Annotated in this window: 13 protein-coding genes; 11 read left to right on the top strand and 2 right to left on the bottom strand. The window is 67.8% G+C overall.

Features of this window, described 5'->3' with window-relative positions; all coding sequences use genetic code 11:
* Positions 1–158 precede the first annotated feature (158 nt).
* From EJ913_RS05765 to EJ913_RS05735, 7 genes are all read left to right on the top strand, one after another.
* Entirely contained in the window at positions 159–2225 is a 2067-nt protein-coding gene (locus EJ913_RS05765) for a carbon starvation CstA family protein (RefSeq protein WP_126995697.1), read from the top strand.
* A gap of 142 nt (positions 2226–2367) precedes the next feature.
* Positions 2368–2571 carry a YbdD/YjiX family protein gene (locus tag EJ913_RS05760; RefSeq protein WP_425321106.1) on the top strand — a complete coding sequence of 68 codons (204 nt, stop codon included), beginning with the start codon at positions 2368–2370 and terminating at the stop codon, positions 2569–2571.
* Positions 2572–2734: 163 nt separating this feature from the next.
* Positions 2735–3862, top strand: coding sequence for an ABC transporter substrate-binding protein (locus tag EJ913_RS05755; protein ID WP_126995695.1), 1128 nt, complete (start codon positions 2735–2737; stop codon positions 3860–3862).
* Between the two features lie 76 nt (positions 3863–3938).
* Positions 3939–4820, top strand: coding sequence for a branched-chain amino acid ABC transporter permease (locus EJ913_RS05750; protein ID WP_126995693.1), 882 nt, complete (start codon positions 3939–3941; stop codon positions 4818–4820).
* Between the two features lie 5 nt (positions 4821–4825).
* Positions 4826–5668, top strand: coding sequence for a branched-chain amino acid ABC transporter permease (locus tag EJ913_RS05745; protein ID WP_126995691.1), 843 nt, complete (start codon positions 4826–4828; stop codon positions 5666–5668).
* Positions 5665–6459, top strand: a complete 795-nt coding sequence (locus tag EJ913_RS05740; protein WP_126995689.1) for an ABC transporter ATP-binding protein — start codon at positions 5665–5667, stop codon at positions 6457–6459. The genes EJ913_RS05745 and EJ913_RS05740 overlap by 4 nt, the downstream gene beginning before the upstream one ends.
* Complete coding sequence (locus EJ913_RS05735; protein ID WP_126995687.1) at positions 6456–7172, top strand: ABC transporter ATP-binding protein; 717 nt, start codon at positions 6456–6458, stop codon at positions 7170–7172. The genes EJ913_RS05740 and EJ913_RS05735 overlap by 4 nt, the downstream gene beginning before the upstream one ends.
* A gap of 158 nt (positions 7173–7330) precedes the next feature.
* Here the strand turns inward: EJ913_RS05735 and EJ913_RS05730 are convergent, their stop codons facing one another.
* Entirely contained in the window at positions 7331–7675 is a 345-nt protein-coding gene (locus EJ913_RS05730; RefSeq protein ID WP_126995685.1) for a hypothetical protein, read from the bottom strand.
* A 1211-nt stretch (positions 7676–8886) separates the two neighbouring features.
* Here EJ913_RS05730 and EJ913_RS05725 point away from each other — a divergent pair.
* The 4 genes from EJ913_RS05725 (at position 8887) to EJ913_RS05710 (ending at position 12899) form a co-directional block, all read left to right on the top strand.
* Complete coding sequence (locus EJ913_RS05725; RefSeq protein ID WP_126995683.1) at positions 8887–10026, top strand: hypothetical protein; 1140 nt, start codon at positions 8887–8889, stop codon at positions 10024–10026.
* A 211-nt stretch (positions 10027–10237) separates the two neighbouring features.
* Positions 10238–10468: a hypothetical protein gene (locus EJ913_RS05720; RefSeq protein WP_126995681.1), complete on the top strand. Its 231-nt coding sequence runs from the start codon at positions 10238–10240 to the stop codon at positions 10466–10468.
* 33 nt (positions 10469–10501) lie between these two features.
* On the top strand, positions 10502–12067 hold the full coding sequence (locus tag EJ913_RS05715; RefSeq protein WP_126995679.1) for a methyl-accepting chemotaxis protein: 1566 nt from the start codon (positions 10502–10504) through the stop codon (positions 12065–12067).
* A 43-nt stretch (positions 12068–12110) separates the two neighbouring features.
* Entirely contained in the window at positions 12111–12899 is a 789-nt protein-coding gene (locus EJ913_RS05710; protein ID WP_238519042.1) for a substrate-binding periplasmic protein, read from the top strand.
* Positions 12900–13012: 113 nt separating this feature from the next.
* Here the strand turns inward: EJ913_RS05710 and EJ913_RS05705 are convergent, their stop codons facing one another.
* Positions 13013–14308 carry an amidase gene (locus tag EJ913_RS05705; RefSeq protein WP_126995677.1) on the bottom strand — a complete coding sequence of 432 codons (1296 nt, stop codon included), beginning with the start codon at positions 14306–14308 and terminating at the stop codon, positions 13013–13015.
* Positions 14309–14315: the final 7 nt, after the last annotated feature.

Raw genomic sequence — 14315 nt, 5'->3', positions numbered from 1 at the left:
GCGTTTCGTCGCGGGCCCTCGATTTCCTCTTTTCGCGCCGGTCCCTTAGGGCGATGATTTGACGTTCTGATTTGCCGAGGCGGCGTTCCTTTTTCTGCCCTTTCCATCAGAATGACCGTGCTTTTCGGCGATAAATGCATCGTTTGGGAGGAGTACGCATGTCTCGCATCGTCAACCACGCGCCGTGGCTGGCCATCGCCGTGCTGGGGGCGTTTTCGCTCGGCACCGTCGCGCTGGCCAGAGGCGAGACCATCAACGCTCTCTGGTTGGTGGTGGCCGCCGTCTGCACCTATCTGGTGTCCTATCGCTACTACAGCCTGTTCATCGCCAAGCGCGTCATGCGCCTGGACCCGGCGCGGGCGACGCCGGCGGTCCGCCACAACGACGGGCTCGACTACGTCCCGACCAACCAATACGTCCTGTTCGGCCACCACTTCGCCGCCATCGCCGGCGCCGGTCCGCTGGTCGGCCCGGTGCTGGCGGCGCAGATGGGCTATCTGCCGGGCATGCTGTGGATCCTCGCCGGCGTCGTGGTCGCCGGGGCGGTCCAGGACTTCATGATCCTGTTCATCTCGATGCGCCGCGACGGCCGGTCGCTCGGCGAGCTGATCAAGTCGGAGCTGGGGGACATCCCCGGCGTGATCGCCCTGTTCGGCACCTTCATGATCATGGTGATCATCCTGGCGGTGCTGGCCCTGGTCGTGGTGAAGGCGCTGACCAACAGCCCCTGGGGCTTCTTCACGGTCGCCGCGACCGTGCCGATCGCGCTGTTCATGGGCGTCTACATGCGCTTCATCCGGCCCGGCCGGATCGGCGAGATCTCGGTGATCGGCTTCTTCCTGCTGATGGCCTCGATCCTGCTCGGCGGTCAGGTCGCGCAGAGCGAAACCCTGGCGCCCATCTTCACGCTGACCGGCATCCAGATCACCTGGATCCTGATCGGCTACGGCTTCGTGGCGTCGGTGCTGCCGGTGTGGCTGCTGCTGGCTCCGCGCGACTATCTGTCGACCTTCCTCAAGGTCGGCACCATCGTGGTCCTGGCGCTGTGCATCCTGCTGGTCGCGCCGCCCATGAAGATGCCGAGCATGACCCGCTTCATCGACGGCACCGGCCCGGTGTGGTCGGGCAGCCTGTTCCCGTTCCTGTTCATCACCATCGCCTGCGGTGCCGTGTCGGGCTTCCACGCCCTGATCGCCTCGGGCACCACGCCCAAGATGGTCGAGAACGAGGTCCAGGCCCGCTTCATCGGCTATGGCGGCATGCTGACCGAATCCTTCGTGGCGATCATGGCGCTGGTCGCGGCCTCCTGCATCGAGCCCGGCATCTACTTCGCCATGAACAGCCCGCCGGCCGTGCTCGGCACCACGGCGGAAGCCGCCTCCCAGGTCATCAACAACTGGGGCTTCGTCATCACGCCCGAGATGATCACCCAGACCGCCAAGGACGTCGGCGAGGTGAGCATCCTGTCGCGCGCCGGCGGCGCCCCGACCCTGGCGGTCGGCATGGCGCAGATCTTCTCCGACCTGTTCGGCGGCAAGGGCATGATGGCGTTCTGGTACCATTTCGCCATCCTGTTCGAAGCCCTGTTCATCCTGACCGCCGTCGACGCCGGCACCCGCGCCGGCCGGTTCATGCTGCAGGATCTGCTCGGCGTCTTCTTCAAGCCGTTGCAGCAGACCGCGTCCTGGGCCGGGAACCTGATCGCGACCGGCCTGTGCGTCGCCGCCTGGGGCTACATCCTGTACCAGGGCGTGATCGATCCGCTCGGCGGCATCAACACCTTCTGGCCGCTGTTCGGCATTTCCAACCAGATGCTGGCCGGCATCGCCCTGATCCTGGCCACGGTGGTGCTGTTCAAGATGAAGCGCGAGCGCTACGCCTGGGTGACCATGGTGCCGGCCGCGTGGCTGCTGATCTGCACGCTGACCGCCGGCGTGCAGAAGGTCTTCCACAGCAACCCGGCGATCGGCTTCCTCGCCCATGCCGACCGCTTCCGCACCGCCGCCGACGAGGGCAGGCTTCTCGCTCCGGCGACGTCGATGGAGCAGATGCGTCAGGTGATCTTCAACGACTACCTCGACGCCGCGCTGGCCTCGCTGTTCGTCCTGGTGGTGCTGGCGGTGCTCGGCTTCGCCATCAAGACCTGTCTGCAGGCGCTGCGCAGCGACCGCCCGACCACGCGGGAGATCCCGGCGAGCGGCGTCACCGCCGGGGCCGGGGATTGACCGCATCGGTCGTGATGGGCGCCGGCAAGCCCTTCGTCCCGCAAGGGGCGAGGGGCTTCAAGTCGGCGCCCATGCGCTTGCATGGAAATGGCGACGCTGGGAAAACCATGACGCCCAAAGTATTCATCCGGGAGACCGCCCCATGGGCAGCATGAAAAGCAATCTCAGCCGGTTTCGCGGTTATTTCGAGCAAACCGCCAAGCTGATGGTCGGGGTGCCCGATTACGACACCTATATCGAGCACATGCAGGGCCGGCACCCCGACCAGCCGGTGATGACCTACCGCGAGTTCCTCGACAACCGGCTGGAAGCGCGTTACGGCGCCGGAAAGGCCGGCTGCTGCTGAGCCGGAGCCGTTCGCCGCGATACGAATGCCCCCCACCCCACCGCCGCCGCCCCCTCCGTAAAGCAAAGCTGACGGACGCTGCAAACGCTTGCAATTTTTGCCTTATCGATCACAACTACACCAGCCCAAGCCCCAAAAGGCACATTCTTCGGGAGGATATTGTATGTTTCGGTCGTTCCTGGTCACCGGCGCGGTCGCCGTCGCGGCGGTCGCGGTCACCCCGGCTTTCGCTCAGCAGACCGTCACGGTCGGCGCCATCGAGATCCTGTCGGGGCCGAGCGCCGCGTACGGCACCGCCATCAAGGCCGGGCTGGAACTGGCGCTGGACGAGATCAACGCGGCCGGGGGTGTCCTCGGCGGCAAGAAGGTCGCCCTGATCGTCGAGGATTCGGCCGGCAACAAGGACCAGGCGGTCAACGCCGCCCGCAAGCTGGTCGGCCGCGACAAGGTGCCGGTGATCATCGGCCCGACGCTGTCCAACGAGATGTTCGCCGTCGGCCCGGTCACCAACGAGCGCAAGGTCGTCACGGTCGGCACCTCGACCACGGCGGTCGGCATCACCGCGATGGGCCCGTACATCTTCCGCACCTCGCTGCCGGAAGCCGACGTGGTGCCGGTCACGCTGAAGACCGCCCAGGAGAAGTTCGGCGTCAAGACCATCGCGATGATGTACGCCAACGACGACGCCTTCAGCAAATCCGGCTTCGATTCGATGAAGGCGGCGGCCGAGAAGCTCGGCCTGAAAATCGCCACCATCGAGGCCTTCGGCAGCAAGGATTCGGATTTCTCGGCCCAGCTCACCAAGATCAAGGGGCTGAACGTCGATGCCATCACCGTCTCCGCGCTGGTCGAGCCGATCTCCGGCGTCGTCCTCCAGGCCCGCCAGCTCGGCATTCCGGCCAGCGTGCGCTTCATCGGCGGCAACGGCGCGAACTCCCCCAAGCTGGGTGAGATCGCCGGCGAGGCGGCCGAGGGTCTGCTGGTCGGCAGCCCGTGGTTCGTCGACAAGAAGGACGCGATCAACGACAAGTTCGTCGCCGACTTCCGCAAGAAGTACTCCAAGGATCCCGACCAGTTCGCCGCCCAGGCCTACGACACGATGCACATCGTCGCCAAGGCCATCGACACGGCGGGCGCCGCTGAAAGCGACAAGATCCGCGAGACGCTGCTGAAGACCAACCACACCGGCGTCATGGGCCCCTTCACCTTCACCGAGGGCCGCGACCCGGCCTCGACCGAGGGCGTGGTGGTGCTGGGCATGAAGGGCGGCAAGTTCCAGATTCTCCAGTAACCCTGCGTCTATCCCCGCGCCGGTCCCCTTGGAGTCCGGCGCGGTCCTTCATCAAATCAGGCGGTGCAGCCGGTCAATGCTTTCCCAACAGCTGGTCAACGGTCTCGTCCTCGGATCAACCTACGCGCTGTTCGCGCTGGGCTTCACCCTGATCTTCGGCGTGCTCCGGGTCATCAACCTGACCTACGGATTCTATTTCTCGGTCGGCGCCTTCGTGGCGCTGTGGCTTGCCCGTTCGTTCGGGGCGTCGATCTGGATCGCGCTTCCGTTGGGTTCCCTGGCGGCCGGGCTGGTGGCCGTCGTCGTCGACGGCGTGCTGTTGACCCGGCTGCGGCGGACCAAGGCCGGCGAGCTGCCGTCCCTGATGGTGACGCTGGGCGCGGTGCTGGCGCTGTATTCGCTGATGGCGGCGCTGATCGGCACCGACATCCAGCGCTTCCCCTTCGGCTTCGTCGGCAGCACGGCGCTGGAGTTCGCCGGAATCCGCGTCTCGCTGGTGCAGATGCTGATCGTCGGCACCGCCTTCGTGCTGGTCGCCGTGCTCTTCCTGCTTCTCCAGCACACGCGCCTCGGCCTGATGATCCGCGCGCTGGCGGAGAACGAGGACGCCGCCCGGCTGATGGGCATCAACGTGGACGCCACGGTGGTGGCGGTGTCGTTCCTGTCCGGCCTGCTGGGCGGGGCGGCCGGCGTGCTGATCGGGCTCAACTTCAACGCCATCCAGCCCTTCATGGGCGAGGCGATGATGCTGCGCGGCTTCGCGGTCATCATCATCGGCGGCTTGGGCGACATCCGCGGCGCGCTTGTCGCCGGCATCCTGCTGGGCGTGCTGGAAGTGCTGACGGCCGGCTATCTTTCCTCGAACGCCAAGGAAGCGGTGGGCTTCACGATCCTAGTGTTGACCCTGTGGTTCCGTCCGGTCGGTCTGTTCGGGCGCGCACAGGTGAAAAGGGCATAACGATCATGGCCGAATGGCTGGATGATTTTCTCTTCACCTACGAGACGCTGATTCACGCGCTGGGCATTCACGGGCTGCTGGCCCTGTCGATGTACTGCGTGATGGCGTTGGGACAGCTTTCCCTCGGGCAGGCGGCCTTCATGGGGCTTGGCGCCTACACCGGCGCGCTGCTGACGCTCAAGCTGGGCCTGCCCTTCTGGCTGGTCCTTCCCATCTCCGCGCTGGTGCCGGCGCTGGTGGCGCTGATCATCGGCGGGCCGACGCTGCGCCTCAGCGGCGTCTATCTCGCGATCGCGACCATCGCGCTGGGCGAGGTGCTGCGCGTCCTCTACATCAACGCGGAAAGCCTCACGGGCGGCGCGCTCGGGCTGTCGGGCATCCCGCAGAAGGCCAGCCTCGGTCTGGTCTACGGGCTGTTGGCGCTCTGCATCGCCGGCTTCTGGGCCATCGGCCGCTCCAAGATCGGCCGCGCCATGGAGGCGATGCGCGAGGACGAGATGGCCGCCGGAGTCATGGGCGTCAACCTGCCGCTCTACAAGCTGGGCGCGCTGGTCGCCTCGGCCATGCTGGCCGGGCTGGCGGGATCGCTGGCGGCGCATTCCAACAGCTTCATCGGCCCCAACGAATATGGATTTGAGACGGCGGTGACCATTCTCAGCTTCGCGTTGCTCGGCGGCATCGGCACGCCCATCGCCCCGGTGGTCGGGGCGGTGGTTCTGACGGCGCTGCCCGAGGTGCTGCGCCCCCTGGCGGATTTCCGTCTGGTCATCAACGGGTTGATCATCGTGCTGGCGGTTCTGTTCCTGCCGCGTGGCATCGTCCCCTTCCGCCTGCGGCGGGCGCCATGAGCGCGCTGCTCTCCGCCCGCGGCCTGACGATGCAGTTCCGCGGGCTGCTGGCCGTCAACGCGGTGGACGTGGAGGTCGCGGCCGGTTCGGTCCACGGCATCATCGGCCCCAACGGGGCCGGCAAGACGACGTTCTTCAACCTGATCTCCGGCTTGCTGCGGCCGACGTCGGGCACACTGACGCTGGACGGGCGCGACGTCACCGCGCTGCCGCCCTACGCCCGCACCCGCATGGGCCTGGCGCGGACCTTCCAGAACATCCGCATGTTCGCCGACATGTCGGTCCTGGAAAACGTCATGACCGGCATGCACACCCGGCTGAAGGCCCCCGGCTGGAGCGCCGTGCTGCGCCTGCCCGGCTTCCGCGCCGAGGAGCACGCGGCCAAGGCGGACGCCATGGAACTGCTCGAGTTCGTCGGGCTGGCCGACAAGGCGAACGGCCGCTCCGGCAGCCTCGCCTATGGCGAGCAGCGGCGGTTGGAGATCGCCCGCGCTCTCGCCAGCCGGCCGCGCCTGCTGCTGCTCGACGAGCCGGCCGCCGGCATGAACCCGGCGGAGACGCGCGAACTGGCCGTCCTCCTCAAGCAACTCGGTCAGCGCGACGTCTCGCTGCTGCTGGTCGAGCACGACATGGGATTCGTGATGGATCTGTGCGACCGCATCACGGTGCTGAACTTCGGCCGCAAGATCGCCGAGGGTGGACCGCGCGAGATCCGCAACGATCCCGCCGTGATCGAGGCCTATCTCGGCTCGAAGGTCGCGGAACGACTGGCAAAGGCCCACGGCGCATGACGAACCTTCTGGATGTGTCCGGCCTGCGCCTGGACTACGGCCGCACGATGGCGGTCAAGGGGATCGACCTCGCGGTGCCGCCGGGGTCGGTGGTGTGCCTGATCGGCGCCAACGGCGCCGGCAAGACGACCACCATGCGCGGCCTGTCGGGGCTTCTCAGGGCGGCGGGCGGAACCGTCCGCTTCGAGGGAACGGACATCACCAACGCCCCGGCCCACCGCATCGCGCGGCTCGGCATCCGGCAGGTCCCCGAGGGGCGTCAGGTGTTCGCCGAGATGACGGTGGACGAAAATCTGCGGCTGGGCGGCCTTCAGGTGCCCAACCCCCAGGAGTTCCGGAACCGGCGCGAGCGGGTGCTGGCCCGTTTCCCCCGGCTCCAGGAACGGCTGACGCAGCAGGCCGGTCTGCTGTCGGGCGGCGAGCAGCAGATGCTGGCGCTCGGCCGGGCGCTGATGGGCGCTCCGCGCCTCCTCCTTCTCGACGAGCCGAGCATGGGGTTGGCGCCGCTGTTCGTCGAGGAGATCTTCCGGATCATCGCCGACCTGAAGCGCGAGGGAACGACGATCCTGCTCGTGGAGCAGAACGCGCAGGCGGCGCTGGAGATCGCCGACTACGCCTATGTGCTGGAAAGCGGCCGAATCACGCTGCACGGGCCGGGGGCACAGATCGCCGACGATCCGAAGGTGGTCGCCGCCTATCTCGGCGGCCATTGACCCACGGCGGCGGGGTGAGGCGGTTTTCCTCCCAGCCTCTCCCCGCGACCGGACGGTGAGCGCCCGGCCCGGCGGCGCACAGTCCAGAACAATCCACCGGCACGAGGATTTCGCCCCCAAGTGGGCGCCTCGGGAACATTCGATGGTCAAGGGCGTGGCTACGCGCCCTCGGCCTCACCGGTTGCCTGCCGGTACCACTCCGCGTAGGGCGTCGTCTGCGCCATGTGCCGGTTGAGGTCGGGCGCTCCGTCGGTCCACCAGACCGGCCCACGCTCACCGAGCGCGTGCTTGGCCTTGTCGACCGCCGCATGCGCGACGACTTCCGCCTCACGATCGGATGCCCTGCGCGCCGCCGCGACCGCCCGCCGCGCATCCATCAGTTCGGTTACCAGCAGCTTGCGCTCCGGTTCGGTCAGGGTCGGGTTGGCCGCCCGCCAGAGCCGACCCCGGACCACGATGTAGCGGCCATCCGGAGTGGTGAGGGTCGGTGTCTTGGCGGTCACGGATCGGCACGATCTGGCCGTGGGCACGAGTCCAGGTTCGGGCCGTCAGCCCGTCGCCGGCCCGGATCGGGTTGGTCAGGCATGATGAGCACCCCTTTCGAGAGAATAGCCAAGGCTCAGGTTTGGGTGGACGATGGAGGCTGATCGCTGATCGAACCGGAGACTTGGGCGGTTCCGCCTCACGGAGCCGCCCACCCCTTTTCGACCAGAAGACACAGGAAAGGCCGCTCACGGTGGCCTCGGTGCGCTTGTCTCGGCCGTTCCGCCCCCAAGAGATGCCACCTCCACGTCGATGACGCCCAGAGGCGTGAGCCGGTCAACCCCACAAGGTGCCCAATTTCAGCCGTCCCATGGCTCGAACGACGACTTATTCCGAAAGGTGCCGTCCGATGACCGGAGCCTCCGAGGGCGCATGGCCATCGGCTGCCCGAAGAAGCCTCGATGCCTGAAGCAAGGCCGACTCCCGCTCCTGCAACATCAGCACAGGTTCATGCACCGCCCTCGCCCAAGCCCAGGTGCTCTCGGCCCAGAGCCGAAGGTCGCGCATGAACTCTTCGATGTCGTCGGTGTTTTCATTCATCATGGCTTCTATGTAAGGCCGGCTTGCCCGGCTCGTAATTTGGCTCTTGCGCCATAAATGGCGGCTTTAGCGAATAGCCGACCCTCTATGCGAAGCCGCCAGTGCAACGGCTTGCTATGAAGATTCTCAGTCTTGCCATTTCCGCTGTTCCATCACCAAGGTAGGAACGTCCTATGCCCCCTGTACAGAGGCAAGCCGTCCACTGTGCGGGAGCGCGGCCAAGCAAACGCGGCCAAGCAAAAGCGGCCAAGCAAAAGCGGCATGGCAAAAGCGGCATGAGAGAGCCCACCGCGACCGGCCTGCAAGCCGCTGCACGCGCTGCGCCGGGCGGATGAGCATCGTCCGGTTGCCGGTGCGGTGAGGCAATGGCGTACATTGGGATGCAGGTTCCGGTCCGCTACCCGACCAAAGGTGGCAACACGAGGGTTCATGGGGAATCCTCGCGCTGTTCGGCACCTCGCGGTTCGTCCACCTCCTCCTGCCTCACCGGCGGCAACGACGGCCAAGGGGTGAGGAAAAGGGGAAAACCGGACTGGGTCTGCCACGCCTGCCCGTTGAACCCGTCCGCTTGAAGAACATGTCAGGCCCGAGCATGGTTGGGTACGTCGCAGCATCGGAGGAACGGGCGGGCATGCCCAGGAAAGGTGGGATTGGACAGGACGAGAGGGCGGCGATCCTCAAGGAAGCCCGCCGGATCATCGTGGACCGGGACGAGAGCGCGCTGGCGCCGACAGCGTCGTTGACGGGCCTTGCGGAGGTTCTGGCCGACACCTTCGACGAGACCTACACGGTCGAGCGCGTCGTCGACATGCTCGACCCGGCACGCCGACGCTCGCTGAAGAGCCGTTTCGCCGCGCACCGGCCGACCGCCGCAGCGAACGGAACGGACGGCGTCGAGGTTTGGTTGCCGATGGACGTCGTCGACCGGCTGAAGGCGATTGCCGAACAGCCCGAGGAGGCGATCCGTGCCCTGCTGGACAGCGGTCGGCACGACCTGCCGGAACCGGGCAGCGAGGAGCACTGCCGCCGCCGGCGCTGCTCGCCCCAGGTTCTTCTGTCGGATCCCGCTCATTGGACGTGCCAGACCTGCGGTCTGGGCGGGCGTGTCGACCAGCCGCTCAACCCGATCATCAAGGAACGGTTGGCCGATCAACAGGGGCGCATCGGCGACCTGCACGCACTCGCCGCCGGAATCTACGAAACCTGGGGCGCGGGCGACCGGTTCACCATGGCGGATTGCGCGGCGCACCGCCTTCTTGACGTCCGGGGCGAGCGCGACCGGCTCAAGCATCGTCTTCCCGATCTGGTGCAGGCCGGGCTGATCGAGGACGCCCCCGGGCCACGCGGCGGTGCCGGTTACCGGGTTCTCGACGAGCCTCCCGACTGGATCGCCGAGGTTCTCACCGAACGTCGTGAGCAACGCGAGACCGAGGCGCGCGTGCGGGACGAACGGGCCGCCATGCTCCAGCGTGCCTTGGAAGAGGGGCTGACGCACGTCACGCCCACGGGAGAGACCGTCGAGATCGCCCAGAATGGGCGCGGGCTGGAGCTCCGGTTTCCGTCGATTCCCTCCTGGGAGCTTCGGGAGGAGATGAAGAGGCAGGGGCATTGCCGATGGGACGGACGCCGCCGCCGGTGGTGCCGGATGTCGCCGGTTGCGACCGTCGAACCTTGGCTGGCCGCCGCGCTCGACGCCGGGGCGACGGTCGCCCCTCTCGGAACGGCGGATCCCGATGCCGAGGATTGGGGGCCGTCGGAGTGGCCCGATTGAAACGAGCATCGGAGGGCTGAAAGGGAACCTCAGCTTGGGGCGTCAGCTTGGGGCGTCCATGTTCGCTGCCCGCCAACCAGCCTCCCGCAAGCCCGCCTGCTCACCGGTTTGCCGCCATCCCACAACCGTCAGGCAACCGCAACGCCACCGTCACGATCGGCGCGTAAGGTCTACTCTCCGTTGGCCCCCTTCCTTGCCCACCAGGAGCGTCATGCGCCTCACCGTCGAAGTCCTGGACCAGAAGACCCTGTGCTGGACCCTGCTCGCCCGCCATGACGGTGTCGGTATCGACGCCGCCCCGGCCATCGTCGGCCTGCTGCGGGACGGCCTGTCCCCGTTGACCAGCATCCGCTGGAACTGGTCCCGACAAGGGGCGGCAGCCGACCAGATCCCGCCGGCCTCCGGCCGCCGCCCGTCCCGGAAGACGATCGGCCGGCGCTGACCGCCGGATTTCCAACAACGCGAGGGACACGAGATGCTCGGACTGTACCGCCGCAGCCTGATGGTCAGGGTCATCGTTCCCATTGCCACCCTGCTCATCGCCATCGCCGTGGGGGCCATGGTCAGCGTGGCCTACATGAACATGGCGGCGGCCCGGACGGCGCTGTCCGAACGCGCCGAGGTGACCACCACGGTGCTGGCCGGCGGCGCCGCCGAGGCGCTGTGGAACATGGACACCACCGCGGCCGGGGCCCTCCTCGCGGCGCTGGCGGCCGATCCCGATTATCTCGGCAGCGCCGTCAAGAACAAGGACGGCACCATCTTCGTGGCCCATGGCAGGACCGATGCGAAGGACGGGGCCGTCATCCTGCGCACCGCCCCGATCCAGCGCGGCGAGGGCGCGAAGGCGGCGACCATAGGCTCCATCGAGATCAACCTGACCACACAGCGCCTGTACGATGGCATCCGCGCCACCACCACGGCCATCGCCCTGGTCTGCGCGCTGGCTCTGCTGGCCGTGTGCGGGGTGCTGGTGGCGATCGTGCGCGGCGTGACCCGCCCCATCACGCGGATGACCGCCGCGATGACCGATCTGGCCGCCGGCCGCACCGGGGTCGAGGTTCCTGCGGTCGGCCGCCTCGACGAGGTGGGCCGCATGGCCGGAGCGGTCGAGACCTTCCGCGAGAACGCCCTGGCCAAGCGCCGGTTGGAATCCGAACAGGTCCGCCTGCGCGAGGATGCCGAACGCGAGCGCCGACAGGGTCTGGCGACGGTCGCCGAAGCCTTCGACGCCGATGTCGGCCAACTGCTGGCCAGCGTCAACCGGACCGCCCAGGCGATGAGCGGCTCCGTCGGCGTTGTCGCCAACAGCGCCGGCGACAACGCGGCGTTGAGCCACGAGGTGGCCGGGGCGGCGGAGGAGGTCAGCGCCAGCGTCCAGACCGTCGCGGCGGCGGTGGAGCAGCTCGCCGCCTCGATCCGCGAAATCTCGGTGCAGGCGCAGAATTCGCATTCCGTCTCGGACGGGGCCAGCCGCAGTGTCGGCGACACGGTCGGCATGATGAACAAACTGGTCGACGACTCCGCCCGCATCGGTGACGTGCTGACACTGATCTCCTCGATCGCCGGCCAGACCAACCTGCTGGCGCTGAACGCGACCATCGAGGCGGCCCGCGCGGGCGACGCCGGCAAGGGTTTCGCCGTGGTGGCGACCGAGGTCAAGAATCTCGCCGGGCAGACCGCGAAAGCGACCGAGGAGATTTCCACCCTGGTCAGCGCCATCCAGGCCTCGACCGGCAACGCGGCGGGGCAGATCGGCGGCATCGCCAAGGTGATCGTCACGCTGAGCAAGGCCAACGCCTCCATCGCGGCGGCGGTGGAGCAGCAGAACTCCGCAACCACCGAGATCAGCCGCGCCGTCCAACAGGCGGCGCGCGGCACCGAGCGGCTGCGCGAGAACGTCCACGGCGTCGCCGGCTCGGCCCGCCGGAACGGCGACGCCGCAACCAACCTGCATGAGGGCATCCGCAACCTGGAGGGTGATCTCCAGGCCGTGCAGACGCAGGTCGACCGCTTCGTCGGCAAGCTGGCCGCAGGTTGACCATCTCGGGCTGACCGTCTCCCAGGCCCCGTCGCGCCTTCCCATGACCGCAAGACGTCGATTTCTCCAGTTCAAAGGAGTGACCATGCATCGGAACGCTTCGCTTGCTGCCGCCATATGCGCGCTGGTGCTTTCATCCGGAACGGCCGTCCGGGCGGAGGAGGTGAAATTGACCACCCTCGACTGGCTGCCCTATTCAGGCTCCGTGCCCGACAACGGCTTTTGCGCGGTCGTGATCCGCGAAGCCTTCAAGGCCATGGGCCACACCGTCAGCATCGAGGTGCTGCCTTGGCAGCGCGCGGTGAAGAGCGCCAAGGACGAACCGGAGGTCGCCGGCTACTTCCCCGAATACCCGGCCGAGCTGGAGGGCTTCACCCTGTCGGGGTCGATCGGCGAAAGTCCGCTGGGCCTGATCGTTCCCACCGGAAAGCCGGTCGCCGACACCTCGCCGGCGGGTCTGTCGCGGCTCAAACTCGGCGTGGTGAACGGTTACGTGAACGCCAAGCCGGTCGCCGACGCCACCGCCGCCGGCACCCTCAAGACGGAGGGCGTGGTCGACGACGAGACCAACATCAAGAAAGTGGCCGCCGGCCGCATCGACGCGGCTGAAATCGACGGCTACGTCTTTTCCTACCTGATGAGGAACGCCCCGGCGCTGGCGCCGCTTCAGGGGAAGGTCGAATTCGGGCCGGTCCTCGAAGCCAAAACGCTGCATGTGGCGTTCAACACCAAGCCGGCCGGCCAGAAATGGGCCGCGGTCTTTGCCGAAGGGCTCAAGAAGATCGACATCGGCCTGCTGCAGAAGCAGCATCTTTCCGCGCTGGCCCGCTGACACGGAATCGGACCGGTGATGCTGACCCGGAAGTCCTGAGGCTCCGCTCATGATGGCCCAATCGTCTCAAGAAATGGGGCCTCCAGGTAATCCTGGGCGGTTGATGACGATCGTCATGCCACCGCCGCCGCCATCGCTCCGGCCATCGCCAGCAGGCGGGCGTCGGCGAAGCGCGGCGCCACGAGCTGCACCCCGACCGGCAGACCTTGCGGGCCATGGGTGCAGGGCATGGCCAGACAGGGCGCGTGCAGCACCGTCCAGATGCCGTTGAAGATGTGGTCGCCGGTGGTGTGCAGCCCCTTGGGCGCTTCGCCGGGGGCCGAAGGGGTCAGGATCACGTCGATGCGCTCGAACAACCCGGCGAAGCGCGCGCGGCACTGGCCGGCGACGTCGTAGGCCTCGGTCAGGCTGCGGGCGGTGATGCCCCGGTTGTGCTCGCAATGATCGGCCAATTCCTCGTGCAGCCGGTGGCGGTCGCCGAGGTAGAGGTCGAGAAAGGCGGCGCGCCCCTCGCCACGGCGGATGACGTCCTGCACCTCGGCCAGGGTCGAGAAATCGGCGGGCAGTTCGAAGGGCTCGACGCTGGCGCCCGCCGCCTCCAGCCGCAGGGCCGCCAGATGGAGCGCCGCCTCGCCGGCCGGCTCGATGCTCGACCAGACCGGGGAGCGGCAGACCCCGACTCGCAGCCCGGCCAGCGGCACCGGCGCGGTTTCGCCCATCCCCTCCAGCCGGAAGGCCTCGGCCATCAGGGCGAGGTCGGCGACCGAGCGGCCGTACCAACCGATGGTGTCGAGCGACACCGCGTAATGCTTGACGCCCTCGCGGCTGACCGCGCCCCAGGTCGGCTTGAAGCCGTAGATGCCGTTGAAGGAGGCGGGGCGGATGTGGGAGCCGCCGGTCTGGGTGCCGAAGGCCAACGGCACGTGGCGGTCGCCCACCGCCGCCCCCGACCCCGACGAGGAGCCGCCCGGCGTGTGGTCGGTGTTGACCGGGTTGCGGGTCGCCGCCTTGCGGCCGCCGGACGCGAACTCCACCGTGTCGGTCTTGCCGAGCAGGATGCCGCCGGCGCTGCGCGCGATGGCGACGCAGGCGGCGTCGCGGCTCGGCCGGTGGCCCTGGAAGATCGGCGAGTTGTGGGTGGTCGGCAGGTCGGCGGTGTCGATCACGTCCTTGACGCCGAAGGGCACGCCGTGCAGCGGCCCGACGGCCGAGGGGTTGCCGGCCAGGCGCTTGTCGGCGTCACGGGCGGCGGCGAGCGCCAAAGCGGGATCGACGTGGATCCAGGCGCGGATCTCGGGATCGCGCGCCTCGATCCGCTCCAGGCAGGAGCGCACCAGCGCCTCGCTGGTCAGCCGGCCGTCGCGGATGGATCGGGCGGCTTCGCTGGCCGTGAGTTCATAGGGTTCCATGACGTGC

The organism is Azospirillum doebereinerae (assembly GCF_003989665.1).
In the GTDB taxonomy this organism is placed as follows: Bacteria; Pseudomonadota; Alphaproteobacteria; order Azospirillales; family Azospirillaceae; genus Azospirillum; species Azospirillum doebereinerae.
The sequence above is the reverse complement of the archived record's forward strand: the minus strand, read 5'-3'. Positions and strand labels throughout refer to the sequence as shown.